Consider the following 26,904-nt stretch of genomic DNA (forward strand, 5'->3'; position numbering starts at 1 on the left):
TCAATTAATATATAAATGCTCCTACTACTCCAGCTAACACAATAACCAATATTGGATGCAGTTTTTTAAATGATGTTAAATAGAAGAGTATTGCCATTAATACAAAGCTCTTTATATCTATAATTGCATCTTTAGCTACTGTTAAGCTAGCAGAGGTAATTAATCCTAGTACTACTGGTCTTATTCCTGTAAATGCCCAAGATACATAGGGTGAACTCTTAAACTTAGATAGGAAATGGGCAATGATCAGTATTATAACTATAGATGGTAAAACTACAGCAAATGTTGCGGCAATTGCTCCTAATATTCCTCCAACCTTATATCCTAAAAATGTGGCAGAATTTATAGCAACAGGTCCTGGTGTCATTTCCACTACAGCCAATATATCTATAAATTCCTTAGTAGTCAGCCAACCATGAACATCTATTATCTCTTTCCTTATTAGCGGTAACATAGCATATCCACCACCAAAACTAAAGGCTCCTATTTTCAAAAATGAGATAAAAAGTTTAAATATATTCATATTTTTTTCTCCTTGTTTTTAAAATAGATAATTGAGCCAATGGAAGAAACAAGGATTATAATTATTGGACTTAAATCAAATAATAGTATAGAAAGAACTGTAAGTACTGCTCCTATTACCATAGCCTTGTTGAATTTCATGGTTTTTCCCAGTTTATATACAGCTGAAAATATTAAAGCCGATACTGCAGGTCTTATTCCTAAAAATACCTTATCTACAATGGGATTAGTTCTATATCCCCAAAAGAATGTCACAATTAAGAGTATAATAGTAAATGAAGGAAGAACAGTTCCTAGTGTACATATTATTGCTCCTTTAAATCCCGCCTTCTTATATCCTACATAAGTACTTGTATTTACAGCCACAGGTCCTGGTGTTACTTCTGCTATAGCTAGTATATCCACAAATTCATCTGATGTAAGCCAATTATTTTCTTCCACTACTTCTCTTTGAATTAATGGAAGCATTGCATATCCACCACCAATGGTAAATGCACCTATTTTAAAAAACGTCATAAATAGTTTAAATAATAATTCCACTTAAAGCACCACCCTTATTTCTTAATACCTAGGACTACTCTATCTAGTCCCTGTAAGTCTTTTAATATGGAAACATTACTGAAACCTTCTTTTACTAAAATATTATAGACTTCTTCTCCTTGGTCAAATCCTATTTCATATATTAAAAGCCCATTGTCCTTTAAATACTTCTTGCTTTCAACCGTAATCCTTCTATAGAAGTCTAACCCATCTACTCCACCATCTAATGCCACCCTTGGTTCAAAATCCTTTACTGTAGTATGTAAGCCTTCTATTTTCTCTGAAGCTATATATGGAGGATTTGACATTATTATATGAAACTTTAAATCTAAACCCTCTAAGGCTTGGAATAAGTCGCCTTTGTAAAAACTTACATTGGTTAAGTTAAACTTTTCCTTGTTTATATTAGCCACCTTAATAGGTATATCTTCTATATCTATACCATAGACCTCTACATCTTTACAGTAATTGGCAACACTTAGTGAAATTGCACCACTACCTATTCCAATATCTAATGCCTTAATATTTATACCTTTATATCTTCTATTTATATAATCTATCACATATTCTACCAAAATTTCAGTATCTGGTCTAGGGACTAAAACTCCATCCTCTAGATAAAATTCTAGTCCCATAAACTCTCTTTCCTTCAAAATATATTGAATAGGATACCCTTTAGTTCTCTTTTCCATAAGATATATAAATTTATTTTCTACTTCCTTTGAAACTTCCTTTTCACCGTAGGTATAGATATGGGATTTATCTACATTCAATAGTTTAGATAAGATCAAAATTCCATCTAATGAAAAATCCTTATATCTCCTACGTAGTTCATCTATTATTACCATTTATCCTCTTCCTTATTATCAGTTAATACTGCTTTTAAAGATTCTATAGCCACTTCGATCTGTTCTTCATCTGGTTCCTTTACAGTAGCTAATTTTTGAATCATTAGTCCTGGATAAGATAGGAAGTACGCTAATTTTCCATTACTTTTACCAATTAACCTATTTATTTCATAAGATATTCCTGCAATCACAGGAAACATTAAGATTCTTACGATAAATCTCTGTAATGGATTTGGCCACCCAAAGAATGACAAGACTAAAATACTAATTATCATAACCATAAATAAAAAGCTAGTTCCACATCTAGGATGAAGGATTGGATATTTCTTTACATTTTCCACAGTTAATTCTTCTTGATTTTCATAACAATGAATGGTTTTGTGTTCTGCACCATGATATTCAAAGACCCTTCTAATATCATCTAATCTAGATACTCCTATTATATATAATAGAAATATTATTATTCTAACTAATCCTTCTACTAAGTTTAACCCTATGGAGCTATGAATTTTTGTCTTAAAAAAATTAGTCAAAATAGTAGGTAAAATCATAAACATACCTACAGCCAAAACTAAGGAAGTAACCACTGCAAAGACCATTTCCGCATCATTTGCCTTATCTTTAAATATCTTCTGTGTAAAGCTTTCCTTAGGCTCAGTCTCTACCTCTTCTTCAAAGAATTCTGCCGAGTACATAAGAGCCTTAGTACCAAAAAGCATTGCCTCCACCAATCCTACTACACCTCTTATGAGGGGAAGTCTAAATATTTTATATTTCATCCCCAAGGTTTGGAGTTTCTCTACCTTTACTTCAATTTCCTTATCTGGCTTTCTAACAGCCATTGCAACATCCTTAGGCCCACGCATCATAACTCCTTCAATTAGAGCCTGACCCCCGATACTTGTAATATGTTTTGGTACTCTATCTAAATTTTTTATTTTCATATACTCACCCCTTTTTTTGCGTTTGACCTGCCATTCTATTATTTAAGTCGATTCTAGCTCTAAGTCTGGTTACGCAGTTTCAAACACCAATTTATTTACTCGTTACACTCGTACAAATTGGGTTTTCATTGCGTTTGACCTACCTACAGTTCACTCACTACGTTCGTTCACTGGGTTAGGTCATAAAAAATAAAGGTTAGTTGCTATAGCATCTAACCTAGTTTTTTTGACAAAATTAGTCTCTGTTGTATTTTTTCTTAAATTTCTCAACACGTCCACCACGTTCAGCAAACTTTTGACGGCCTGTAAAGAATGGGTGACATTCTGAACAGATTTCTACTTTTAATTCTTCTTTAACTGAACCTGCTTTAAATGTATTTCCACAGGCACAAATAACAGTAGCCTCGTTATAATTTGGATGAATATCCGCTTTCATTCCTTTCACCTCTTTCCGACTGCTAGTCTATAGCAAAAAAACATTTTTCTATAATTCAACCATTAAATTATAGCATATATTTTTTCTATTTTCAACTATAACCAAATTTTATTTCTCATCTCATTTATAAAATGTTCATTGTCCTTAGATCTTAGTAAAGACTCTATTAAAGTCTCGGTTACATCCTGTGTAGGTGCGTTACCTAAGGCTTTTCTTATACCCCAAATTGTCTCAAGTTCTTTTTGAGAAAGAAGTAATTCTTCCCTTCTAGTTCCTGATTTATTAATATCTATGGCAGGGAAAATCCTCTTTTCAGATAATTTTCTATCTAGGTGGATTTCCATATTACCTGTACCCTTAAATTCCTCAAATATAACATCATCCATTCTACTTCCAGTTTCCACTAAACCTGTGGCCAAAATAGTTAAGCTTCCACCTTCTTCTAAATTCCTTGCTGCACCAAAAAATCTTTTAGGTTTATGCAATGCTCCTGGATCCAATCCTCCTGATAGGGTTCTTCCTGTTGCCGGAATAGTTAAGTTATAGGCTCTTGCCAGCCTTGTAATACTATCTAGCAAAATAACTACATCTTTTCCATGTTCCACAAGACGTTTTGCCCTTTCAAGAACAATTTCTGCAACCTTAGTATGATGCTGAGGTTGTTCGTCAAAGGTAGAATAAACCACATCACCCTTTACAGACCTTTTCATATCTGTAACTTCCTCTGGTCGCTCATCTATTAATAATACAATAATTTCCACTTCTGGATGATTTTCTGATATACTATTGGCAACCATTTTTAGTAAGGAAGTTTTTCCAGCCTTTGGAGGAGATACTATCATACCTCTTTGTCCCTTTCCAATAGGTGCAATTAAGTCTATCATTCTAGTGGATAAATCAGATGAATTTGTCTCAAGTTTTAATCTTTTATTGGGATAAATTGGGGTTAAATTATCAAAATTAGGTCTTTTGATAGACGTTTCTGGATGCATTCCATTAACAGATTTAATATATAGAAGAGCCTTATATCTTTCACCAGGATTTGGATCACGAGTTACTCCAAAAATTTTGTCTCCAGTTTTTAATCTAAATCTTCTTATTTGTGAAGGAGAAATATATATATCCTCATCACCAGATTGGTAATTATCTGATCTTAAAAATCCATATCCATCTGTATGTAATTCAAGGATTCCTTCAGCACTATTTATTACTTCCATATTCTCTAATTCTTCTGTTACCTTTTCAGGTAAATTATCTGCAATATCCTTTATCTTAATGCCTTCTTTATCTTCATTATCTTTTTCCATATTACTTTCCTTTTCTTTCAATGCATAGCTTTGAAGTATTATATCAATTAATTCATCCTTTTTATATTTATAAGGACTAGCTATGTCCTGTGATTTTGCAATTTCTCGTAGTTCACTAATCTTCTTCCCTGACAGTTCCTGCTCCGTCAAATATTGACACCCCTTTCAATTTTAGTTAATAACTTATAACTAATAGTGAATAGTTATGGAAGCTTCCAATAAATTGGAAGCAATTAGCTAGACTCTAAAGCTTCGCTTTAAACTATTCACTTTTCACTATTAGTTATTAACTGATTTTATTTAGCGTATTCCGGTTTCTTATCTAACTTATGTGTGGCTTCTATAAATCTAATAGTTCCTGTTTCTCTCCTAAGAACTAGAGTATGAGTAGCTGCAACATTATTTTCTAAGTATTTAACTCCTTGAAGCAATTCACCGTGAGATACTCCCGTTGCTGCAAATACTATTTCGTCTCCTTTTACAAGGTCATCTGTTTTATATACCTTGTTAAGATCAGCCCCCATATCTATACATCTTTGTCTTTGTTCATCAGTTGCAGGATGTAAAATTCCTTGAAATTCTCCACCCATACATTTTAATGCAGCAGCGGTAATTACTCCTTCTGGAGCACCACCTATACCTACCATCATATCAACACCTGTTTTCTCAAAGCAAGTATTAATGGCAGCTATTACGTCTCCATCAGTAATCATTCTAATTCTAGCTCCTGCCTTTCTTATATCTTCTGCTAATTTATCATGTCTTGGTCTATCAAGCATAGTTACAGTAACTTCAGATATATCTTTATCTAAAGCCTTGGCAACACTGGCAATATTTTCTTCTATAGGTTTATTAATATCTATAACTCCAGCGGCCTTTGGTCCTACTGCAATTTTATTCATATAAGTATCTGGAGCATGAAGCATACAGCCTCTAGGAGCTATGGCAACAACTGAAACAGCATCTGGTCTACCGAAGGCTATGGAACTAGTTCCGTCAAGAGGATCTACAGCTATGTCTATTTTTAGACTATCAGGTCCTGCTATACCTATTTGCTCTCCAATATATAACATAGGTGCCTCGTCTATTTCTCCTTCGCCTATAACTACTACTCCATCTATATTTACAGTATCAAACATTCTTCTCATGGCATCAACAGCAGCCTGATCTGCAGCATTTTTATCTCCTCTGCCTAAAAACTTTGCACTGGCCAATGCTGCTGCTTCTGTTACTCTTCCTAAATTTAAAGCCAAGTTTCTATCCATTTTAACACTCCCTATTTAGTTTGTAAACTATCCCAATCCTTTAAGAATTTATCTATACCAATATTAGTCAAAGGATGGTCTAACATTTGTGAAAACACCTTATAAGGTATAGTTGAAATATGGGCTCCCGCCTTTGCAGCATCTAATACATGGACATTATGTCTTATACTTGCAGCAATTATTTCAGTATCTATATTATGGACATTAAATACATTTACTATATCCTCAATAAGAGATATTCCTTCATTTCCTATATCGTCAAGTCTGCCAATAAAGGGACTTACATAAGTAGCCCCTGCACGTGCTGCAAGTAAGGCTTGATTAGCAGAAAAAACTAAAGTTACATTTGTCTTTATTCCTTCAGAAGATAAGACCTTTACAGCCTTTAGTCCTTCCTTTGTCATAGGAATCTTTATTACTATATTTTTATGGATCTTAGTAAGTTCCCTTGCTTCCTCTAACATACCATCTTTTTCTAAAGAAATAACTTCTGCACTAATAGGTCCATCAACAATTTCAGAAATTTCTTTAACAACTTCTTTGAAGTCTCTACCTTCCTTAGCAATTAAACTAGGATTAGTAGTAACTCCACAAATAACTCCCCATTCATTTATTTCTCTTATTTCATCTATATTTGCAGTATCAATAAAAAGCTTCATAAATCTTCCCCCTCTTTTTCTAGTGAATAACTATTCACTACCCTTAGTTATAGATAACCAACATCATAATGAAAAAATACACGTTCGTGCTGTTTCGAATATGGATAACTCCTACAATTCATTCAGCTACAAAATCCTAAAATTTATAAACTCGCTACGCTCAAACATATAAATTTCTTTACGGATTTTATAGCTTCATTCATTGGGAGTTATTCCATATTCTGCAAATCCACTCTCTTAGTATTTTTTATTATGATTTCTTGTTGGTTATCTATAATAAATCCTAAGCTTTATTAACTGAGCCAAATATCTCCATTTTTTCTTTAATCTTTGCTTTCATTTGCTCTTTAGCTGGTGCTAAAATCTTCCTTGGATCAATATTATCTGGGTTATCTTTTATAAAGTTTTTTACACCTTCAGCAAAGGCTATTCTAAGGTCTGTATCTATATTTATTTTAGAAATTCCTAGAGAGATAGCTTTTTTAAGAGCATCCTCTGAAACTCCTGATGAACCATGCAGTACCAATGGTACAGATATAGTCTCTCTTATGGTCTTTATTCTATCAAAATCCAACTTCGGCTCTCCCTTATATACTCCATGGGCAGTTCCTACAGCTATGGCTAAAAAGTCCACATCTGTTTCATTTACAAATCTTAAAGCTTCCTGTGGATCAGTAAAAGTAGCATCCTTTTCATCTACAGTAATATGATCTTCAGTTCCACCTATCTTTCCTAATTCTGCTTCAACGGAAACTCCAACAGCCTTAGCAACTTCTATTACTTTCTTAGTATATGCAATATTTTCCTCTAATGGGAATCTAGAACCATCAATCATTACAGAAGAGAAACCATGTCTAATACATAACATTACTTGATCAAAATCTGTACCATGGTCTAAGTGAAGCGCCACTGGAACCTTAGCATTTCTAGCTGCAAGTTTTCCTAGAGCGGATATATATTCAATTCCTGCATATTTAATACCACCTTGGCTAGCTTGAAGAATAACTGGAGAATTTGATTCCTCAGCAGCTTCAATAATAGCTTGAATTATCTCCATATTATTAATATTAAAAGCTCCTACAGCATATCCTTTTTTTTGTGCATCTAACAATAATTCTTTCCCCGTAACTAACATTAGTACAACCTCCATTTTTATTATTATATACTATTATATCAAATTTCTAAACTATTACAGCTACAAATTACAACAATTTAATTATAATAACTCCGTTTTTTAATGCCAGGCATTAAAAAACCGGAGTTATTTACTTAGATATTATGGTTCCACTTTTTCCTTGCAGGGAATTTCTGGCTTGAAATAATGAGCATATATGAGACTTTCCGCCAGTTTTTGCAAACTCTAAGGCAGCTTCTATTTTAGGACCCATACTTCCCTTAGCAAAATGTCCTTCTTCTACATATTTCATCAATTCTTCTATACTAATTTTTTCTATAGATCTTTCATCAATTTTTCCATAGTTAATAAACGCATTATCTACATCTGTTAAAATCATAAATATATCTGCTTCTATTTCCTCTGCTAATTTACAGCTGCTTAAATCCTTATCTATTACAGATTCTATACCAGAGTAGGTGCCATCCTCTTCTTTAACTACAGGAATACCACCACCGCCACCTGCAATTACTATAATATCTTCATCTACTAATTTTTTTATAACATCTTTTTCCAATATCCTTATGGGTTTCGGTGAAGCTACTACTCTTCTAAATCCTCTACCTGAATCTTCCTTTAGCATCCATCCCTTTTCCTCTTTTAAAACTAAAGCTTCTTCCTCAGTATAAAATGCACCTATAGGCTTACTTGGATCTTTAAACTTTTCATCATCCTTTGATACTTCCACTCTAGTTGCTAGAGTTATAACTTCTTTATTTATTCCTAACTTATTTAATTCATTTTTTAAAGATTGTTGAATCATATATCCAATGAATCCTTGAGTCTCAGCAGTTAATACATCTAAAGGCATTTGAGGTACAACCTCCTTTGCCTCTTCATTTTGTCTAAGAAGATTGCCTACCTGAGGTCCATTTCCATGACTTATTATTAACTGATACCCTTCCTCCACTAATCTTGCAAGTACTTCACAACTCTTTCTTACATTCTCCAATTGAGTTTCATAACTTGGCTCCTGCTTAGGCTGAAGTATGGCATTTCCACCTAGAGCTATAACTACCTTTTTCTTCATAATATTCCTCCCTCTTACTTTTAAAATAAAACGACCCTTTTATCTATAAATCCATATCATCTTCTATTATAAATATATTTTTTAATATTTGCACCTATTTAATTAGAAAAAAATAAGTATCAAATCCAGTATAACATCATCTCTTAGTATATTAATCCAACAAGATGATACCGATTTTGATACTTATATATTATCTATTTTTTCTTTAGTCCTAATATTTCTCTTGCTTCATCTGGAGTAGCTATTTCTCTACCTAGTTCTTTAGCTATTCTTACAACTCTTTCTACTAATTCTCCATTGGATTTAGCTAATACTCCTTTTTCTATATATACATTATCTTCAAATCCTACTCTAACATGACCACCCATTGCTATTGCTATGGCCGCCATAGGGAATTCATGTCTACCAACACCTGCCACTGTCCAAGTAGATCCATGGGGTATACTTTCTACCATAAATACTAAATCCCTTGCACTTGCTGACATTTGTACTCCTAGTACAAAGTCAAAATGCATAGGCTCTTTTATAAATCCTTGTTTAGCATATCTAATAGCATAGTCAATCATACCCTTGTCAAATACTTCAACTTCTGGTTTAACTCCTCTTTCAATCATAAGTCTACCAAAGTTTTTTATAGTGTTTTCAGTATTTACAAATATTTCATCTCCACCAAAGTTACAGGTACCACAATCTAAAGTTGCCATTTCAGGTCCTAGTTCCGTTGGTTGAAGCCTTTCTTCATCAGTCATACCAACTGCTCCACCTGTGGAAGGTTGAATTATAACATCGGGGCATCTTCTTAATATTTCATCCATACAAGCTTTAAATCTATTTTTGTCTTGAGTTGGAGTACCATCATCTTCTCTAACATGAAGATGAATTATGCTTGCACCAGCTTTATAAGCTGATTCCGCTTCTCTACCTATTTCCTCTACAGTGTAAGGAACTTGAGGATTATTCTCCTTAGTTACCTCAGCACCGCAAATAGCAGCTGTAATAATTAATTTTTCCATAAAAACGCCCCCCCTATATGTTTTTAGTGAATAACTAATAGTTAATAATTAATAGTTTTTGGTGGTTTCAAGTAAACTTGAAACTATTTACTTCGCTTCGCTTATAATGACGAATCCTTCATTATTCACTGGTTTTAACTTTTCACTATTCACTATTAACTATTAACTGTTTTCTTTACTTTCTTATCTTATCCTTCGGTACTACACAGGTTCCTTCTGCTTTACATACTACCATAGGTTCTTCTAGAAGATCACAGGCTGAATCGCTTATATCTGGTCTAGGCACTATTACCTTCCTAGCTTCAAATACCATCTTTCTAGAAGTATTTCCCACCTTTACAATCTCTCCTACTGCTTCAATAAAATCTCCTGCATAAACTGGCGCTGTAAATTCTACTTTATCATAAGCTACAAACAGTCCCTCGTCTCCGTCATGTCTAATAAGTAATTCTGTAGCCACATCTCCAAATAATGCTAGTATTCTAGCACCATCTACTAAGTTTCCACCATAATGAGCATCCTGTGTACTCATTCTAAGTCTAATCATAGCTTTTTCCATAGTGAACCCCCTTGAGAATTTTTATTTATGCTTATTATATCATATTGATAATCAGTTCACAATTATGTTTTAGAATTCTTAGTGAATTGGGAAAAGAGCTTCTATAAATAAGATTAAGTAAAATTTTCCCATAAGTTATTAAATTTATCAATAAACTTTAATAATATTGTAACCACTTAATAGTGTATATTGTGATAAAATGTATTAAGCGGGATTTATTGGAGGTGAGTTTATTTTTGAATGATTTAATTGTATTAACAAACTTGAGAAAAGTCTATAAAATGGGAGATGAAAAAATTATTGCTTTAGATAATGTAAGCTTATCTATAAAAAAAGAGGAGTTTATCTGTCTGTTAGGTACATCTGGTTCAGGCAAATCCACATTATTAAATATGATGGCTGGACTTGAAAAGCCTACTAAGGGTGAAATCATCATAGGAAAATATCAGATACATAAAATGAACGAAAGAGACATAACTAAATTTCGTCAAAGATATGTAGGCTTCGTTTTTCAATCCTATAACTTAATCCCTACTTTATCAGCTCTAGAAAATGTAAGTTTAGGTCTTACATTTCAGGGAGTACCTAAAGCTGAAAGGGAAAAGTTAGCAAAACAGATATTAGTCGATGTAGGCCTTGGAAAAAGGCTTCATCATAAGCCATCTGAAATGAGTGGGGGACAACAGCAAAGAGTAAGTATTGCCAGAGCCTTTGTAGGTAAGCCTGAAATAGTATTTGCCGACGAGCCAACTGGAAACTTAGATACAAGAACAACAATGGAGATCATGGATTTAATTACTGGTATGGCCTATGACCTTAAACAAACCCTGATAATAGTAACCCATGATGTGGAAATCTCAGATTATGCCCATAGAGTAGTTAGCTTGAGAGATGGGTTTATAGAAAAGATTATAGAAAATGAAAACATAATAAAGGGGGCAGCAAATTAGATGAAAAGATTTTTAAGTATTTTTTTAGCAGCAATATTAATTATATTACAAGTACCAAGTACAGGATTTGCCTACAGAGATGGTGTTCCTAATATAATAGTCACTAGCTCAACTACTTATCAAGGAAAACCAGGAGAAAGTATATCTATATCAGTAGACCTTACAAACACAGGATATGGATATGCAGAAAATATTACAGGAAACCTTAGTGAAGACCCTACTGGAACTGGAATGGTCTATGTAGATGGCTCTTCCTATGATAATATAAGAAGTATGAGAGATCGTGAAAGTGGAACTTTATCATATAGAGTAAAAATAGATCCAGATGCAGAAGGAAAGAATTACTCTTTACCACTTGAAATAACTTACTATGGTGAACCTGGTTATCGTGAAGTGCCTTCTAAGGATAAGGAAGGCAATGTCATAAAAGATGAAAATGGCAAAACCATATATGAAGAAGAAGAATTACCTGCAGAAAAGTTTACTACAAAAGCAAATATCAATGTACGTGTTACACAAGATAAAACTAAATCTCAACTTATAGTAGAAAGTGTAGATATACTGCCTTCACCTAATGTTAAGGCTGGAGAAGTTATTGCAGTAGGTTTTAATATAAAAAATAGTGGTAGTGCTGCTGCTGAAGATGTTAAAGTATCTTTAGGTGGTCTATCTGGTGATGGATTTGCCTTAGCCAGTGGTGTAAATAGTAGAACCATACAATCCATATCATCTGGCAGCAAGAAATATGTATATTTTGAATTAACATCATCAAAGAAAATATCCTCTGGAAACCATGAATTAAAGTTAAATTTAACTTATAAAAATTCAAAGGGTGAGGCTATTACTGAAGAAAATAATTTCTTCATAACAGTTGCCTCAAATCAAGGTCAATCTTCTAACTTGATAATTGAAAATTTAACTTATCCAACAGGTTCTATTGGACAAAATAAAGAGGCAACTGTAGGATTTAGTATTAGAAACCAAGGTCAATCAGATGCAAAAAATATAATAGTTGAAGCTAAAAGTACAGATCCAGCAGGAGTAGTACCTAAATCTGTAAGTATTATAAAACTAGATTCACTGGCACCACAGGATTCCCAAAACTTAGAATTCAAATTTTTAAGTACACAGGCTGCTGAAACTAAAAATTATCCCATAGAAATCACAGTAAAATATACGGATGATTTAGGGAAGGAAGATACTGTAGAACAGTTTGTAGGAATATTTGTATTGGCTCCGGAAAAAGGTGACCCGACTAAGGGTAAACCAAAACTAATTATAGATAAATATAGTTTTGACCCACAGCTAGTTAAGGCAGGAGAAAACTTTGAAATGACTCTTTCCTTCTACAATACTTCCAGCAAAAAAACTGTAAGAAATATCAAGATATTCTTGACAGCAGAAGCTGCTGGAAATTCTACTGACAAGGAAATTAGTGCCAGTTCAGCCTTTACACCAGTAGATAGTTCCAATACTTTCTATATTGATTCTATATCACCTAAAGGTAGAGTAGAAAAGACTATTACTATGTTTACAGTTCCTGATGCTGTAGCAAAGACTCATATCATAACAGCTAACTTTGAATATGAGGATAATGAGGGTACAGAGCTAAAGGATGTTGAGTTAATAGGAGTACCTGTAGTACAACAGTCAAGACTTGAAACTGCAGAATTAGGTGTTTATCCAGAAGCAGCAGTAGGTCAACCATTACCTGTGTCTTTAGAATTCTATAATACAGGTAAAGTCACATTATACAATATGATGGTTAAGTTAGAAGGAGATTTCCAAACGGAAAATGGCAGCTACTATGTAGGTAATTTTGATAGTGGCGGCAGCGAATATTTTGAAGGAACAGTAATTCCAAATGAGCCAGGGGAATTAACAGGAGCAGTAGTTTTTACTTATGAAGACTCCACAGGTCAAACCCAAGAATTAAGAAAAGAATTTACATTAAATGTAATGGATGCGCCCCCAATGGAAGAATCTCCTGAAGACTTCCCACCAGATGGCGATATGAATAAAGGTGGAATTAAAGGAATTCTTACTTCAAAATGGCTTTGGTCTATTTTAGCCATTGTGGCAGCATCTGTTGGTGGATATTTCTTTTATAAGAAAAAGAAAAAACAAAAGGAAGAAGCACTAGATGAATAATTTAGACTTATTCAGAATGGGATTTAAAAATCTGTGGAGAAGAAAACTAAGAACCTTTCTTACAGTCCTTGGAGTAATCATAGGAGCTAGTTCCATTATAGTAATGCTTAGTCTAGGTTTTGGAATGAGTCAGGCTTTTGAGGATCAAATTGCCCAATGGGGTAGTTTGACTACTGTAAATGTTCATAAAAGTTGGGAAGCCCCTCTACCTGGAAAAAAAGAAATGGCCTTGGATGATAAGGCAGTGAAAACTTTTAAGTCTTTAGACAATGTAGTGGCAGTAAGCCCTACTCTTCAAACTTATGGCTCTATTATAAATGGGAGATATGTTGCATCAGGTTCCATTAGGGGAATAGACCCTGATTCTATGGAAGACTTTGGATTTGAGGTTGCAGAAGGCAGACTTTTAAATAATAGGGATAGTCTTACTGTAGTATTCGGAGGTCAAATGCAATATAACTTCTATGAACCAAAGGCAAGAACTTATAGAGAACCAAAGATTAATTTAATGAAGGACAGAATGACTCTGACCTTAGATCCTAACTATGGATGGTCTGGTCCTGGACAAAATAATGCAAATTATAAGGAATATAAAATTAAAGTGGCAGGAGTTTTAACAGAGGGAAACTGGGAAACTAACTATGGTATATATATGCCCCTTGAAGATTTACAAAATCTTATAAAAGAAAAAGAAAAATCAGAAAACCAAAAGCCTGAGAAGGGTAAAAAAGGTAAGGGATACGATCAAATAAATGTTAAAGTAAATGATATGAAGAATGTTCAAGAAGTACAAAAAACTATTAAAGACATGGGCTATGAGGCCTATAGTTTAAATGATGAGTTAGAATCTATGAAAAAACAAGCTGCAGTAATCCAAGCAGTCCTTGGTGGAATCGGTGCAGTATCATTACTAGTTGCAGCCATAGGTATTACAAATACCATGGTAATGAGTATCTATGAAAGAACTAAAGAAATCGGTATAATGAAAGTAATAGGTGCCTCCCTAAAGGATATAAAAAGATTATTCTTATTTGAGTCTGCATTAATTGGACTTACTGGTGGAATATTTGGAGTAGGATTTTCCTATTTGATTTCTTTAATTATAAATAAATTCAGTGCCACATTTGGGCAAGCCATGGGATCAGGTTCTACAAAAATATCTATAATCCCAATATGGTTAGTATTGGCAGCCATGGTTTTCTCAGCACTTATAGGTATAGTTTCAGGCTACTTCCCTGCAAGACGTGCCATGAATTTATCAGCCTTAGAGGCAATAAAAACAGAATAGATTAATTGACAATAGACTATTGCCAATAAAAAAACTTGGACCTTTAAGAGTCCAAGTTTTTTTATTATGCTTTATTTTTTATTGCTAATTGGCAATTATTTTCTTAGCTGTACAGTATCTGCCACAAAGTAGAATCCATCATATGTTCCTGCTATAAGAATTCTATCTCCTCTCCCTAAATATGAAAAGGAAATTGTTTTAAGGTTTTTATCTGCTATAATTGCATCTTTCTTAACACGAACTGTTATTTCATCCCCATATTTTGAATCATCCAGGTCTGTGTTTTCTATAATTAATATTATCTCATTATTTCTAGAATTAATATGATCAATTTTGCCTAATAAAGTTGATTCTAATCCTTTGGAGTCTGCTTCTATTTCAATGATTTCATCGCCTTCTACAAGGGCCTCTATATAATAGCCTGTCTTTAAATCCGTTGGACTTGTAACCACTTTATCTACTCTAATATAAATCTCTTTACCTAAAGTATATCTTTCTTCCTCTTTAGTTTCTTGATTTAATACTGTTACTTCTATGTTTTGATGAAGCCTAGTACTTTGCTCTATAATCTGACCCTTGATATTTTTTCTAACTACTTCTGCATCTATATCCTTTACTATGTTATACTCAGCTTCAACATAAGCCTCATCTTTTACCTTTAAATCTCCTACCTTTGCAGTTCTATTATTTCTAGTTATATAAGACTTATTATTTATTGTGAATTCATATACTTTATCTTTGTCTTTGTCTTTGCTATCTACTATGGTAATAGTATACTCCTCATCTTTACTATTCTTTACAGGAGTTATTTCTTTTATAATACCTTCTACCTTTTTAATTTTACTTTCACCATCTATATCATAGATTAAATTATTTCTGCTTTTTATATCTACTAAATCTCCTTCTTTTAATTCATTCAAATGTACTGATTTATCATTTAGGTATATATCAGCATTTTTATCTATATTAAATTCCTTAGAAAGAGTCTTACTTCCCTCTGTATATTCTACAGTCATCTTTGAGCCAGCAGCATTTATATATTTAATTTTACCGGATATATTTTCTTCCATGGATTTAGCTTTAAGACTTACTATTTCATTTGTGCCTCTCTTTACTTCTAATTCCACATCTTGCCCTTCAGCCAAGGAAGAATAAGTAGCACTCCTGTCATCTACAGTTATTATAGATGTATTTAACACTCTATATGAAACGTTTCCCTTTACTTTATCTGTAACTGTCACAAGTTTTTCAGTTCCAACTTCAGTAAGTATCTTTATTTCCCCGCTTACCCTATCTGTTTGTGTTGATCCTGGTGTTGTAGGGTTTGTAGGTGTAGTTGGAGTAGATGTATTACCCCCCATATAATCATATGCCGTTGACATCATCTTCGCCATTACATCCCTTGTTAAATAAGAGTTAGGCTTAAAAGTACCATCGCCATTTCCCTTAGCATCATAAACTCCTGCTTCAAGCAATACTTGTACATATTTAGCTTGACGTGCTTCAATACTAAGTACATCTTTGAAAGGTAAAGCCACAACTAACTTACTTTGAGCTTCTTCTTCTAAACCCATGGCCTTAACTAAGTACTCACTTATATCCGCCTTTTTAATAGGCTTTTTTACAAGTCCTTTCTTGCTTACATCTCTCAATTGAGATTCTGAAATTATATCTCTATATAAACAAACAGCTAGTCCTTCCCTTGCCCATGATTCTATCTTTAATTCATCTAATAAAGATTCGTAACTTCCTAGAGCCTTAGACCTTTCAGCCTCTCCTGGATTAGAAAGTCTAGCAACTAGACTCATGGCTGCATCAAAATTCAAACTTGCTTGTGGAGAAAATACCCCATTACCAGTTCCTGAAATATAGCCTAATTTTGCCATATTTTCAACATAGGTGTAAGCCCAGTGAGTGGCAGGTACATCCTTAAACCTTGGTGATGCACCATAGCTTGGGATTGACGATACCAGTAATGCTGAAGCTAAAATAGTAGTCATGCCTTTTTTCAATCTTACATTCTTCTTCATTATATAGCCCCCCTTTTTTCGTGAATAGTCTTTTACTAAATAACTATGGAAGTCTCACTATTCATTATCTTTAATTGTTGCCTTAATAAACTCTCTAAATAATGGATGTGCCTTTGTCGGTCTTGATTTAAATTCTGGATGGAATTGAACTGCTACAAACCATGGGTGATCCTTTAGTTCAATTATCTCAACTAATCTTTCGTCAGGAGACATTCCAGATATGACTAGACCATTTTCACTAAGCATATCTCTGTATTCATTATTGAATTCATATCTATGTCTATGTCTTTCATATATTATTTCATCGTTATATATTTCAAAAGCCTTGCTATTTTCCTTTACCTTACAAGGATATAATCCTAATCTAGATGTACCGCCTAGTGTATCAACATCCTTTTGCTCCGGCATTAAATCTATAACTGGATAAGTCGCCTCTGGATTCAACTCTGAACTATGGGCGCCTTTTAGATTTGCCACATTTCTAGCAAATTCTACAACTGCTAATTGCATACCAAGACATATTCCTAAGTAAGGTACCTTGTTTTCCCTAGCATATTTAATAGCTGAAATTTTTCCATCTACTCCCCTATCTCCAAAGCCTCCAGGAACTAAAATTCCATCTACATCAGATAAAAGTTCCTTTACATTCTCATCATTTACTTCTTCAGCATGAATCCATTTTATACTTACACTTACATTATTGGCAATAGCACCATGACATAAAGATTCCGATACAGAAAGATAAGCATCTTTTAACTCAACATATTTACCTACTAGACCAATTCTTACATGACCTTGAGGATTATTTATACTTTCAACTATTTTGTTCCACTCTGTTAAATCAAGTTCATTACATTTTAAATTTAAATGATTTATAACTAATTGCGGAAGTCTCTCTTTCTCCAACATTAAAGGGATTTCATAAATAGTTGATGCATCACTGTTTTCTATTACTTCTGATGGATCCAAGTCGCAGAATAAGGCTATCTTATCCTTTAAATCCTTTGCAAGAGGAACTTCAGTTCTGCAAATTAAAACATCTGGTTGAATTCCAAGTCCTCTTAATTCCTTTACACTATGTTGTGTAGGCTTAGTTTTTAATTCTCCAGCCTTAGATAGGAATGGAACTAAAGTTACATGTAAATACATTACATTTTCTTTGCCTACATCATATTTAATCTGTCTAATAGCCTCTAGAAAAGGTAGAGACTCAATATCTCCTACAGTACCACCTATTTCAGTAATTACAATATCTACATCTCTTTCCTTAGACGCCCTTATGATTCTTTCTTTAATTTCGTTTGTTATATGAGGAATTACTTGAACTGTTCCTCCATTATATTCCCCTTTTCTTTCCTTATTAAGTACAGACCAATAAATTTTACCAGTGGTAACTGAACTATTTTTATTTAAATTCACATCAATAAATCTTTCATAATGACCTAAATCTAAGTCTGTTTCCGCTCCGTCATCTGTAACAAATACCTCTCCATGCTGATATGGACTCATTGTTCCTGGATCAACATTTATATAGGGGTCAAATTTTTGAATAGTGACTTTAAGCCCTCTGCTTTTCAAAAGTTGTCCTAAACTGGCTGCAGTAATTCCCTTTCCTAAGGATGAAACTACACCGCCTGTAACAAATATATATTTAGTTGGCACTTTACCAAAACCTCCTCGAATCCTCTTTTCATATAGTCTATCCTATTAGTTTATCTTATATAAAAAAATAAGTCAATTATTTAGAAATTTTTTTAATAAAAAAATAAAGAACCCATGGGTTCTTTATTTTATTGAGGTATACATATTATTTGGCCTATTTGTAGACTATTTGGATTTATTCCTGGATTTACACGCATTATTGCTTCAACTGTAGTGTTATATCTTTGTGCAAGCATAAAAAGTGTATCTCCTGGTCTAATAGTATAAGATATGGTTCCAGAAGGACAAGTAGTTGATGGATTACAATTTACTCCCAGTGCAGTCCAAGTATTTACTCCTACTACTCCGTCTGCCACAAGTCCTCTACTTCTTTGGAAAGCTATAACAGCCGAATGAGTATTAGCTCCAAATATACCATCTACAGCTCCTGGATTAAATCCATTGCTTATTAATAGTTGCTGAAGTCTTACTACATCTGCTCCTCTACTTCCCTGCCTTAAAATAGGACAAGCACCTGGAGTAGGTCCTGGCCCTGGAGTTGATGTTGGTATACATATTATTTGACCTACTTGTAAATTATTTGGATTTATGTTTGGATTTGCTCGGATTATTGCTTCAACTGTAGTGTTAAATCTTTGTGCAAGTATAAAAAGTGTATCTCCCGATCTAATGGTATAAGATGTGGTTCCAGAAGGACAAGTACCTGGAGTAGGTCCAGGACCTGATGTTGGTATACAAATTACTTGACCGATAAATAGCCTATTAGGATCTACACCTGGATTGGCTGCTATCAAAGCATTCAGAGAAACACCATGGGTCTGAGCTATCCTAAAAAATGTATCTCCTGCTTTAATAGTATAAAGCATTCCATTTGGACAAAATTGATTAGCATTCATAATTTAACCTCCCTTATTTGAATTACAACTCAATATAGTATATTCGAAGAAAGTTCATTGGTTCATTTTAGATTTAATTTTATATCAAAACAACATAAAATAAACTCTATTGGGTCAAACTAGTAAATAAACTTATGTAAGGTTGTGGTTATTATGAAAGATTTAAAGGATTATAGTATATCCTGTTCCTTAGATGAAAATATAAATTTAATGAAAGAAATATTTAAAAACGATGCTACTTTTAAAATGAGAAAAGTTCAAAATCAATTTAACCCTGATATTTCCTGTTGCCTATTTTTTATTGATGGTATGATTGACGAGAATATACTCAATGAATATATAATAAAACCTATTATTATAAATAAGATTTCGTCAAATTTAGATTCAATAAATACTTTAAAAAATCAAATTATCACGTCTGCCTACTGTGAAGAAACTGAAGATATGTCTAAATTAGTCAGTACAATTGTAATGGGAAATACTGCCTTGTTTTTAGAGGGCCAAAATAAATCTCTTATCATAAGAAGTCAAGGCTGGGAAACACGTACTATTCAGGAACCTACCGTAGAAAAATCTATGCGTGGTCCAAGGGAAGGATTTAATGAATGTTTAATAATTAATCTATCTATGATTAGAAGAAAAATCAGGTCAACTAGATTAAAGTTTAAATTTATGTCAATTGGAGAGATAACTAGTACAGACCTTTGTATAACCTATATAGAAGGATTGGCTGAAGAAAGTGTTTTAAATGAGTTAATTGATCAATTAAATGCCATTAAAATCGATGGAGTCCTTGATGTGAAATATATTCAAGAATATATTGACAAAAATCCTTTTTCCGTATTTGAAACTACTGGAAGTACAGAAAAGCCAGATGTAGTGGCAGCAAAGCTCTTGGAAGGAAGAATTGCACTTTTAATTGACGGTTCTCCTGTTGCTATGACTTTGCCCCATATTTTTATAGAGCTTTTTCAATCATCTGATGATTATAACTTAAATTATTATTTTTCATCTATAAATAGATTTCTTCGTATACTAGGATTTCTCTCTACCATAAGCATTCCTCCCATATATCTGGCGTTGGTCACCCAGCATCAAGAATTTATACCTACTTCGCTTATGATGAGTATTTATGCCTCTAGAATAGATGCACCATTACCTACAATTTTGGAACTCATTGGACTGCTAATAGTATTTGAAGAGCTTCGTGAAGCAGGAGCAAGGATGCCTTCCTTCGTTGGGCAGGCATTATCCATAGTCGGTGCATTAGTTTTAGGAAGTGCAGCTGTAGAAGCAAGGTTTGTTAGTGCCCCCATAATTATTGTAGTTGGAATGTCTGGGATTGCTGGTTTAGTAACTCCAAACCTAAATAGTGCCTCAAATGTTATAAAGTTGTTTTTAATTTGTCTTTCTTCTGTTTTGGGACTATATGGTTATATAATAGGAATGACATTTGTTCTTATTCATTTGATGAAGCTTGATTCCTTCGGTGTACCATATATGTCAAATCTAACTACATTTAATCCACAGGATTTAAAAGATACTGCAATCAGAAGCCCTAGATGGTATATGAGACGCAGACCTAGATATATGGCAAATAAATCTATTCGCAGCAATGGAGGTAAAGACTATGAATAAGTTCTTTGTTGTTATACTAATTATGATTATAATTTTAAGCTTTCTTACAGGACGAGGTGACTATAAAGAACTTGAAGAAGTATCTCCTGTATCAGGAATAGCTGTAGATAAAACTCCTGATGGTTACAAATTAACTGCCGAAATCATAGATATAGATCAGTCTAGTAAAGAACCAAAATTTGTTTCCTTAAAATTAAGTGCAGAAGGAAAATCGATTTTTGATTGTATTAGAAATATGATCGATATTACAGCAAAGAAATTATACTTTGGTCATACATCAGTAATTATAGTAAGCAAGGACGTGGCTAGAGACGGTGTTATACCTATATTAGATTTTCTATTCAGAGACGCAGAACCTAGAATTAATATGTATATGGTAGTCTCAGATCAAGATAGCGCCAGTGAAATACTTGATCTACAATCTGTATCTACTGATATTCGTGCCTTTGAAATAGCAACCATGATAGTTTCCAGTGATCAATTGTCTAAAACTCCAAATATATCCATTTATCAATTGGCTAATTATATAGGGACTCCAGGACTATATCCTGTAATCCCTACAGTTGGTATGGAAATAAATGAAGGACTGGAGACCATAGTATTATCTGGTGGTACTATTCTAAAAAAAGATAAATTAGATGGATCTATAAAATCAGATGATATTAAATATCTTCGTTTTGTTAGAAATGAAATTAAAGGCGGCCTTCTTATTTTAGAGGTTTCAAATAGTACTGTATCTATGGAGATATTTAGAAATAAAACTAAAGTTGAGCCAAAGATGGTGAATAATCAACTTTCCATGGATATCAAAATAAAAGCTACTGTAAGCATTGGAGAAGTAGATGGTTATATAGATACATTCCGCGAAGATAATATTCTAAGGATTAAAGCTATGGCAGAAAAGAACTTAGAAAGTGAGATTTTACAATTTATTAAAACTACTCAAAAAGACAGTGGTTTAGATATTTTTGGATTTGGTAATATTGTAAAACAAAAGATGCCTAATCTGTGGAAGGAAATTGAATCCGATTGGGATAATATTTTTAAAGAATTAGATATAGATGTGGATGCAAGAATTCATATTAGAAGCAGCGGAAATCTATTTAGAAATATAAATAAAAAATAATACATGCAGAAGGTGATAAAATTGATTAGAGATAAAAATATTAGCAGTTCACAGTATGAAGCATTGATGGTTATATTTATGTTTGGTACTTCTCTAATGTTTATTGGAAATATTCATGGAGAAGAAGATATTTGGATTTCTGTTTTAATAGCAATAGTAGCATCTATGCCTTTTGCTTTTATCTATGGAAAAATAGCAAAGTCATTCCCTAAAATGGGGCTCTTTGACATATTTATAAAGGTTTATGGTAAAGTTTTAGGTAAACTTTTAATTTTAGCCTACAGTTTTTATTTCTTTCATCTAGCAACTACAGCTCTAAGATATATGACAGAATATATTCAAGTATCCTCTTTACCAGAAACTCCCCAATATATCACAGCTATACTTATAGGATTATTAGCAATTTACACCATAAATGCTGGATTTTCTGCTTTTTCCACTTGGGCAAAGGTGACTTTGCCTGTTATTATACTTTTGATTATTGTTACAATCCTCTTAGGATTAAATCAGTTTAATTATTCCTATCTTATGCCCATATTATATAATGGAATAAAGCCTGTAATGATTAATGCCTATTCATTTCTCACCTTACCCTTTGCTGAAACCATAGTATTTTTAGTGTTTTCAGATTATGTTGATGATAATAAAGAAATCACTAAAGTATATATCTATAGTTTTCTTATTGCTGGTTTTTTTCTTTTAGCCAATATACTTAGAAATGTTTTATTATTAGGATTTCCCAATGTAAATATTATACTTTTTAGATCTAATTTTGCTACTTCCATAATAACGCTTTCTAATTTTATTCAAAGAATTGAAATCATCGTTTCCTCCAATATGACATTAACCGGATTTGCAAAGGCTACCACATACTTATATGCCGCATCCCTAGGATTTATAAAGCTTTTTAATATAAAACACCATAGAGGAACACTCATTATCCTATGTAGTATAATGGTAGTCTTATCTAGGTTTATTTTTAAAAGCACCATGGATATGGCAAGATTTATCGACTTTTATCTATACTATGTTATACCATTTCAATTCGTGATTCCTGTCCTTACTTTGATTATAGCCACAATAAGAAAAAAAAGTCTTAAAAATAACTCAGAATTTTGAAATCGACTTCAAAATTCTGAGTTATTTTATTATATCTTTAGAGTTCTATTCCTTTTTTAAAATAAATATAATTATTTAAGCATTACTTTAAATATTTAAAGGGGGGCTTTAATATGAAGAAAAGTTTCATAGTAGCAATAAGTCTGTTACTTATCATAGCCTTATTGATTACCGGCTGTGTACCTAAAGGTGGAGATGTAGAGGAACCTACAACTACAGAGACACCAAATACAGACTCATCTGCTACATCACCAACGGAAGATAAAAAAGAAGCAAAGATTTTAAGGACAAACAATAGTAGTGAACCAGGTTCGTTAGACCCTGCATTAGCTCAAGGAACTCATGAATCTTGGGTATTAGATCATACCTTTGAAGGTCTTATGAAAATCAATCCCGATTTACAAGTTGTTCCCGGTATGGCAAAGGAATATAAGGTATCAGAAGACTATTTGACCTATACTTTTACTCTTCGTGATGATATTAAATGGTCAAATGGTGACCCTGTTACTGCCCATGACTTTGAATTTGCATGGAAGAGGGCCTTAGATCCTGAATTGGCTTCAGACTACGCTCATCAACTATACTATATTAAAGGCGGAGAAGCCTATAACACTGGAGAAGGAACTGTTGACGATGTGTTAGTCAAGGCTCTAGATGATATGACTCTAGAAGTAACCCTTGAATCTCCTACTGCATATTTCTTAGAATTAACTGCATTCTACACACTTTATCCAGTAAACAAAAAAGTTGTAGAAGCCAATCCTGATTGGGCAAAAAATGCTAATACTCATGTATCCAATGGACCATTTACCTTAACCGAATGGGAGCATAATGCTACTATTAAAATCAGAAAAAATGAAAATTACTATGATTCCGCCAGCGTTAAACTAGCTGGAGTAGATTTTGACATCATTGAAGATGAAAATACTACATGGCAGAAATATGAAGGTGGAGATTATGATTTACTAACTCCACTGCCACAGGCTGTAGTTGCACAGATGAAGGATAGTAACAATCCTGAGCTAATTATTGGAGCTGAAGTTGGGACTTATTATTACAACTTAAACTCAAAGATTAAGCCATTTAATAATCCAAAGATTAGGAAAGCCTTGTCTATGACATTAGACCGTCAAACTATAGTAGACAAGATTGCCCAAGGTGGTCAACTTGCAGCTGAAGGAGTAGTTCCATTTGGTCTTATAGATGAAAATGGCAGTGAATATCGTTCAAATCTTGGACAATTATTGGAATATAATGTGGAAGAAGGAAAAAAATTATTTGCCGAAGGTTTGGCTGAAGAAGGAATGACAGTAGAGGACTTTAAGAAAATAGTTATTCTTTATAATACCTCGGAAGCTCACAAGAAAATCGCTCAGGCTGCACAGGAGATGTGGAGAGTTAATTTAGGTGTTGAAATCCAACTGGAAAACGTAGAGTTTCAAGTCAAACTTGATAGAGAAAAATCTGGAGACTATGATATATCCCGTGCTGGTTGGATTGGAGACTATATGGATCCTATTACATTCTTAGAATTATGGTATAGTACGTCTAGCTTCAATGATGCAAAATACAACAACCCTGAATACGATAAGCTAGTAGATATAGCTAAAAACGATCCAGATCCAAAGGCTCGTTTCGATGCCATGAGAAAAGCTGAAGTTATGATTATGGAAGATATGCCTATAGTGCCAGTTTATTTCTATACTCAACCATATGCTCAGAAATCCTATGTAACAGGAGTATATAAACCACTTGTAAACTATCCAAAGATGACTTATGCTGATATGAATAAATAAATTTAAAGGTGGGCAGGTATGGAAACCTGCCCTATTTAAAATAGTAAGGAGGGAAAAAATGAAAAAGTACCTTTTAAAAAGAATTATTATGTCCATTATTACTCTTTGGTCTATTGTTACTATTACCTTTTTTCTAATGCATTCCATACCTGGAAATCCCTTTAGAAAAGAAGGAAAAATGCCTGCTGTAGTCTATGAAAATCTTTTGAAAAAGTACGGATTAGACAAGCCAAAATCGGAGCAGTATGTAATCTATCTTAAAAACTTACTTAAAGGAGACTTTGGTGATTCCATGAAATCAAGAGTTGAAACTGTAAATGATATGATTAAACGTGGATTTCCAGTTTCAGCCTATTTAGGTCTAGAGGCCTTACTTATTGCCTTAATATTTGGACCTGCCCTAGGTGCTTTTGCTGCCTTATATCAAAATAAGTTTCCAGACTATATATCGATGATTATTGCCATTATAGGTATTTCTGTCCCTAGCTTTATAATGGGAACAATACTTATACAATTTGTAGCTAAAAATATATCTTGGCTTCCTATTGGCGGTTGGGGAGAATTTAAACATACTTTACTTCCTGCCTTAGCCCTATCTCTAATGCCCCTTGCATATATAGCAAGGCTTATGCGTTCCAGTATGTTAGAGATTTTAAATCAAGACTATATTAAGACTGCAAAATCTAAGGGATTATCTAAATCTATAGTTATATTAAAACACGCTGTTAGAAACGCCATACTTCCAATAGTATCCGTTCTAGGAACTTTAATATCTAATCTTTTAGTAGGTAGCTTTGTCATAGAAAAAATCTTTGGAATACCGGGTCTCGGAAAGTTTTTTGTTCAATCTATTAACAACAGAGACTATACCCTTATAATGGGTACAACTATTTTCTATGCTATTATACTAATAATCTTACTCCTATTTGTAGATATTGCCTATATGTTTATTGACCCACGTATTAAGCTTACTAAGGAGGGACGATAATGACAACTCAAAGTAATTCAACGAAAGATATTACTCCTAATATGTTTCAGCCTGCTTCCTATGAAGACAGAAATGCAGAAACAATTAGACGTCCAAGTATAAAATATTGGCCTGATGTATGGCGTAGATTGAAGCAGAATAAATTAGCCATTTTTGGTCTTATAATAATATTACTTTTAATCTTCATGTCTATTGTAGGACCACTTATAAATGGGTTTAAATATTTTGAACAGGATTACAATAAGATCAACTTACATCCTAATAGTACTCACTGGTTTGGCACTGACGAACTTGGCAGAGATCAGTTTACAAGAGTATGGTTTGGCACTAGATATTCCCTAATAATTGGAATTCTCGCTGCTGCTATTGACTTTATAATTGGCATTATATATGGAGGAATTTCTGGTATAGCCACAAGGCGTATAGATGCTATTATGATGAGAATTGCAGAGATTATCTATAGTATTCCTTACTTACTTATAGTAATTCTCTTATCAGTAGTCTTCTCCAGTGAAGGTTCTGGTACTTCCTTATTTGTCCTAATATTGGCAATGACTCTTACCGACTGGGTCCCTATGGCAATCTTAGTAAGAGGTCAAGTCCTTCAGCTTAAAGAATCGGAATACTCCTTAGCTGCTGAATCCCTAGGAGCTCCTAAGGAATGGATACTTAGAAAACATATAATTCCAAATACTCTAGGACCTATTTTAGTAAATATAACTCTTACTATTCCCAGAGCTATATTTGCTGAGGCCACTCTTAGCTTCTTAGGACTTGGACTTCAAGCACCAAGGTCAAGCCTTGGTTCTTTAGCAAATGACGGATTAGCAGGACTTGCTGTAGGTAACGCCTATCAAATAATTATACCAGCTATATTTATTTCCCTTATTATGTTTGGATTCAATGTACTAGGAGATGGCCTTCGTGATGCACTGGACCCAAGACTACGTAAATAGAGAGGTG

Annotated in this window: 24 protein-coding genes; 9 read left to right on the forward strand and 15 right to left on the reverse strand. The window is 33.4% G+C overall.

Annotated features, from left to right (window positions below; genetic code table 11):
• Nucleotides 1–4: 4 nt before the first annotated feature.
• The 12 genes from RBU61_RS15175 to RBU61_RS15230 all read right to left on the reverse strand — a co-directional run bounded on the left by RBU61_RS15175 (nt 5) and on the right by RBU61_RS15230 (nt 10,297).
• On the reverse strand, nt 5–523 hold the full coding sequence (locus RBU61_RS15175) for a chromate transporter (protein WP_308876458.1): 519 nt from the start codon (nt 521–523) through the stop codon (nt 5–7).
• Nucleotides 520–1,062, reverse strand: a complete 543-nt coding sequence (locus tag RBU61_RS15180) for a chromate transporter (protein ID WP_308876459.1) — start codon at nt 1,060–1,062, stop codon at nt 520–522. The genes RBU61_RS15175 and RBU61_RS15180 overlap by 4 nt, the downstream gene beginning before the upstream one ends.
• A 14-nt stretch (nt 1,063–1,076) precedes the next feature.
• Nucleotides 1,077–1,910 carry a peptide chain release factor N(5)-glutamine methyltransferase gene (gene prmC / locus RBU61_RS15185; protein WP_308876461.1) on the reverse strand — a complete coding sequence of 278 codons (834 nt, stop codon included), beginning with the start codon at nt 1,908–1,910 and terminating at the stop codon, nt 1,077–1,079.
• Nucleotides 1,904–2,854, reverse strand: a complete 951-nt coding sequence (locus RBU61_RS15190) for a DUF1385 domain-containing protein (protein ID WP_308876463.1) — start codon at nt 2,852–2,854, stop codon at nt 1,904–1,906. Before RBU61_RS15190 ends, prmC begins: the two co-directional genes overlap by 7 nt.
• Nucleotides 2,855–3,089: 235 nt before the next feature.
• Nucleotides 3,090–3,290 (reverse strand): 50S ribosomal protein L31, encoded by a 201-nt coding sequence (gene rpmE / locus RBU61_RS15195; protein WP_308876465.1) that lies wholly within the window; start codon nt 3,288–3,290, stop codon nt 3,090–3,092.
• A 95-nt stretch (nt 3,291–3,385) separates the two neighbouring features.
• A complete protein-coding gene (gene rho, locus RBU61_RS15200) occupies nt 3,386–4,747 on the reverse strand; it encodes a transcription termination factor Rho (protein ID WP_308876467.1) in 1,362 nt (453 codons plus the stop codon).
• 146 nt (nt 4,748–4,893) lie between these two features.
• Complete coding sequence (gene glpX, locus RBU61_RS15205) at nt 4,894–5,862, reverse strand: class II fructose-bisphosphatase (RefSeq protein ID WP_308876469.1); 969 nt, start codon at nt 5,860–5,862, stop codon at nt 4,894–4,896.
• Nucleotides 5,863–5,873: 11 nt separating this feature from the next.
• The gene (gene fsa, locus RBU61_RS15210; protein ID WP_308876471.1) at nt 5,874–6,521 is read right to left on the reverse strand and encodes a fructose-6-phosphate aldolase; all 648 of its coding nucleotides are present in this window, start codon (nt 6,519–6,521) and stop codon (nt 5,874–5,876) included.
• Nucleotides 6,522–6,804: 283 nt separating this feature from the next.
• Nucleotides 6,805–7,656, reverse strand: coding sequence for a class II fructose-1,6-bisphosphate aldolase (locus tag RBU61_RS15215; protein WP_308876473.1), 852 nt, complete (start codon nt 7,654–7,656; stop codon nt 6,805–6,807).
• Between the two features lie 130 nt (nt 7,657–7,786).
• A complete protein-coding gene (arcC, locus tag RBU61_RS15220; protein WP_308876476.1) occupies nt 7,787–8,725 on the reverse strand; it encodes a carbamate kinase in 939 nt (312 codons plus the stop codon).
• 194 nt (nt 8,726–8,919) lie between these two features.
• Complete coding sequence (gene kce, locus RBU61_RS15225; protein WP_308876478.1) at nt 8,920–9,738, reverse strand: 3-keto-5-aminohexanoate cleavage protein; 819 nt, start codon at nt 9,736–9,738, stop codon at nt 8,920–8,922.
• A 175-nt stretch (nt 9,739–9,913) separates the two neighbouring features.
• Complete coding sequence (locus RBU61_RS15230) at nt 9,914–10,297, reverse strand: hotdog domain-containing protein (protein ID WP_308876480.1); 384 nt, start codon at nt 10,295–10,297, stop codon at nt 9,914–9,916.
• Nucleotides 10,298–10,533: 236 nt separating this feature from the next.
• Here RBU61_RS15230 and RBU61_RS15235 point away from each other — a divergent pair, with 236 nt between their 5' ends.
• The 3 genes from RBU61_RS15235 to RBU61_RS15245 are packed head-to-tail and all read left to right on the forward strand — an operon-like array spanning nt 10,534 to nt 14,686.
• Nucleotides 10,534–11,247, forward strand: a complete 714-nt coding sequence (locus tag RBU61_RS15235) for an ABC transporter ATP-binding protein (RefSeq protein WP_374212453.1) — start codon at nt 10,534–10,536, stop codon at nt 11,245–11,247.
• Nucleotides 11,248–13,398: a CARDB domain-containing protein gene (locus RBU61_RS15240; protein WP_308876481.1), complete on the forward strand. Its 2,151-nt coding sequence runs from the start codon at nt 11,248–11,250 to the stop codon at nt 13,396–13,398.
• Nucleotides 13,391–14,686 carry an ABC transporter permease gene (locus RBU61_RS15245; protein WP_308876483.1) on the forward strand — a complete coding sequence of 432 codons (1,296 nt, stop codon included), beginning with the start codon at nt 13,391–13,393 and terminating at the stop codon, nt 14,684–14,686. Before RBU61_RS15240 ends, RBU61_RS15245 begins: the two co-directional genes overlap by 8 nt.
• Nucleotides 14,687–14,781: 95 nt before the next feature.
• Here RBU61_RS15245 and RBU61_RS15250 read toward each other — a convergent pair whose 3' ends face one another.
• From RBU61_RS15250 to RBU61_RS15260, 3 genes are all read right to left on the reverse strand, one after another.
• Nucleotides 14,782–16,716 (reverse strand): S-layer homology domain-containing protein, encoded by a 1,935-nt coding sequence (locus RBU61_RS15250; RefSeq protein ID WP_308876485.1) that lies wholly within the window; start codon nt 16,714–16,716, stop codon nt 14,782–14,784.
• Between the two features lie 57 nt (nt 16,717–16,773).
• Complete coding sequence (locus tag RBU61_RS15255) at nt 16,774–18,378, reverse strand: CTP synthase (protein ID WP_308876487.1); 1,605 nt, start codon at nt 18,376–18,378, stop codon at nt 16,774–16,776.
• 128 nt (nt 18,379–18,506) lie between these two features.
• On the reverse strand, nt 18,507–19,274 hold the full coding sequence (locus RBU61_RS15260) for a LysM peptidoglycan-binding domain-containing protein (protein ID WP_308876489.1): 768 nt from the start codon (nt 19,272–19,274) through the stop codon (nt 18,507–18,509).
• Between the two features lie 153 nt (nt 19,275–19,427).
• Here RBU61_RS15260 and RBU61_RS15265 point away from each other — a divergent pair, with 153 nt between their 5' ends.
• The 6 genes from RBU61_RS15265 to RBU61_RS15290 all read left to right on the forward strand — a co-directional run bounded on the left by RBU61_RS15265 (nt 19,428) and on the right by RBU61_RS15290 (nt 26,897).
• Nucleotides 19,428–20,912: a spore germination protein gene (locus RBU61_RS15265; RefSeq protein ID WP_308876491.1), complete on the forward strand. Its 1,485-nt coding sequence runs from the start codon at nt 19,428–19,430 to the stop codon at nt 20,910–20,912.
• Nucleotides 20,905–22,038 (forward strand): Ger(x)C family spore germination protein, encoded by a 1,134-nt coding sequence (locus RBU61_RS15270; RefSeq protein WP_308876493.1) that lies wholly within the window; start codon nt 20,905–20,907, stop codon nt 22,036–22,038. The genes RBU61_RS15265 and RBU61_RS15270 overlap by 8 nt, the downstream gene beginning before the upstream one ends.
• Before the next feature lie 21 nt (nt 22,039–22,059).
• Nucleotides 22,060–23,157, forward strand: a complete 1,098-nt coding sequence (locus tag RBU61_RS15275) for an endospore germination permease (protein WP_308876495.1) — start codon at nt 22,060–22,062, stop codon at nt 23,155–23,157.
• A 113-nt stretch (nt 23,158–23,270) separates the two neighbouring features.
• Nucleotides 23,271–24,953 (forward strand): peptide ABC transporter substrate-binding protein, encoded by a 1,683-nt coding sequence (locus RBU61_RS15280; RefSeq protein WP_308876497.1) that lies wholly within the window; start codon nt 23,271–23,273, stop codon nt 24,951–24,953.
• 58 nt (nt 24,954–25,011) lie between these two features.
• A complete protein-coding gene (locus tag RBU61_RS15285; RefSeq protein WP_308876499.1) occupies nt 25,012–25,941 on the forward strand; it encodes an ABC transporter permease in 930 nt (309 codons plus the stop codon).
• On the forward strand, nt 25,941–26,897 hold the full coding sequence (locus tag RBU61_RS15290; RefSeq protein WP_308876501.1) for an ABC transporter permease: 957 nt from the start codon (nt 25,941–25,943) through the stop codon (nt 26,895–26,897). Before RBU61_RS15285 ends, RBU61_RS15290 begins: the two co-directional genes overlap by 1 nt.
• Nucleotides 26,898–26,904: the final 7 nt, after the last annotated feature.

Source organism: Tissierella sp. MB52-C2, assembly GCF_030931715.1.
Lineage (GTDB): Bacteria > Bacillota > Clostridia > Tissierellales > Tissierellaceae > Tissierella.

Bases quoted from the DNA above. Each gene is read 5' to 3' on its own strand.
- RBU61_RS15175 (WP_308876458.1), bottom strand. From the start codon at position 523: ATGAATATATTTAAACTTTTTATCTCATTTTTGAAAATAGGAGCCTTT.
- prmC (WP_308876461.1), bottom strand. From the start codon at position 1,910: ATGGTAATAATAGATGAACTACGTAGGAGATATAAGGATTTTTCATTA.
- RBU61_RS15190 (WP_308876463.1), bottom strand. From the start codon at position 2,854: ATGAAAATAAAAAATTTAGATAGAGTACCAAAACATATTACAAGTATC.
- rpmE (WP_308876465.1), bottom strand. From the start codon at position 3,290: ATGAAAGCGGATATTCATCCAAATTATAACGAGGCTACTGTTATTTGT.
- glpX (WP_308876469.1), bottom strand. From the start codon at position 5,862: ATGGATAGAAACTTGGCTTTAAATTTAGGAAGAGTAACAGAAGCAGCA.
- fsa (WP_308876471.1), bottom strand. From the start codon at position 6,521: ATGAAGCTTTTTATTGATACTGCAAATATAGATGAAATAAGAGAAATA.
- RBU61_RS15215 (WP_308876473.1), bottom strand. From the start codon at position 7,656: ATGTTAGTTACGGGGAAAGAATTATTGTTAGATGCACAAAAAAAAGGA.
- arcC (WP_308876476.1), bottom strand. From the start codon at position 8,725: ATGAAGAAAAAGGTAGTTATAGCTCTAGGTGGAAATGCCATACTTCAG.
- kce (WP_308876478.1), bottom strand. From the start codon at position 9,738: ATGGAAAAATTAATTATTACAGCTGCTATTTGCGGTGCTGAGGTAACT.
- RBU61_RS15230 (WP_308876480.1), bottom strand. From the start codon at position 10,297: ATGGAAAAAGCTATGATTAGACTTAGAATGAGTACACAGGATGCTCAT.
- RBU61_RS15240 (WP_308876481.1), top strand. From the start codon at position 11,248: ATGAAAAGATTTTTAAGTATTTTTTTAGCAGCAATATTAATTATATTA.
- RBU61_RS15245 (WP_308876483.1), top strand. From the start codon at position 13,391: ATGAATAATTTAGACTTATTCAGAATGGGATTTAAAAATCTGTGGAGA.
- RBU61_RS15250 (WP_308876485.1), bottom strand. From the start codon at position 16,716: ATGAAGAAGAATGTAAGATTGAAAAAAGGCATGACTACTATTTTAGCT.
- RBU61_RS15260 (WP_308876489.1), bottom strand. From the start codon at position 19,274: ATGAATGCTAATCAATTTTGTCCAAATGGAATGCTTTATACTATTAAA.
- RBU61_RS15265 (WP_308876491.1), top strand. From the start codon at position 19,428: ATGAAAGATTTAAAGGATTATAGTATATCCTGTTCCTTAGATGAAAAT.
- RBU61_RS15270 (WP_308876493.1), top strand. From the start codon at position 20,905: ATGAATAAGTTCTTTGTTGTTATACTAATTATGATTATAATTTTAAGC.
- RBU61_RS15280 (WP_308876497.1), top strand. From the start codon at position 23,271: ATGAAGAAAAGTTTCATAGTAGCAATAAGTCTGTTACTTATCATAGCC.
- RBU61_RS15285 (WP_308876499.1), top strand. From the start codon at position 25,012: ATGAAAAAGTACCTTTTAAAAAGAATTATTATGTCCATTATTACTCTT.
- RBU61_RS15290 (WP_308876501.1), top strand. From the start codon at position 25,941: ATGACAACTCAAAGTAATTCAACGAAAGATATTACTCCTAATATGTTT.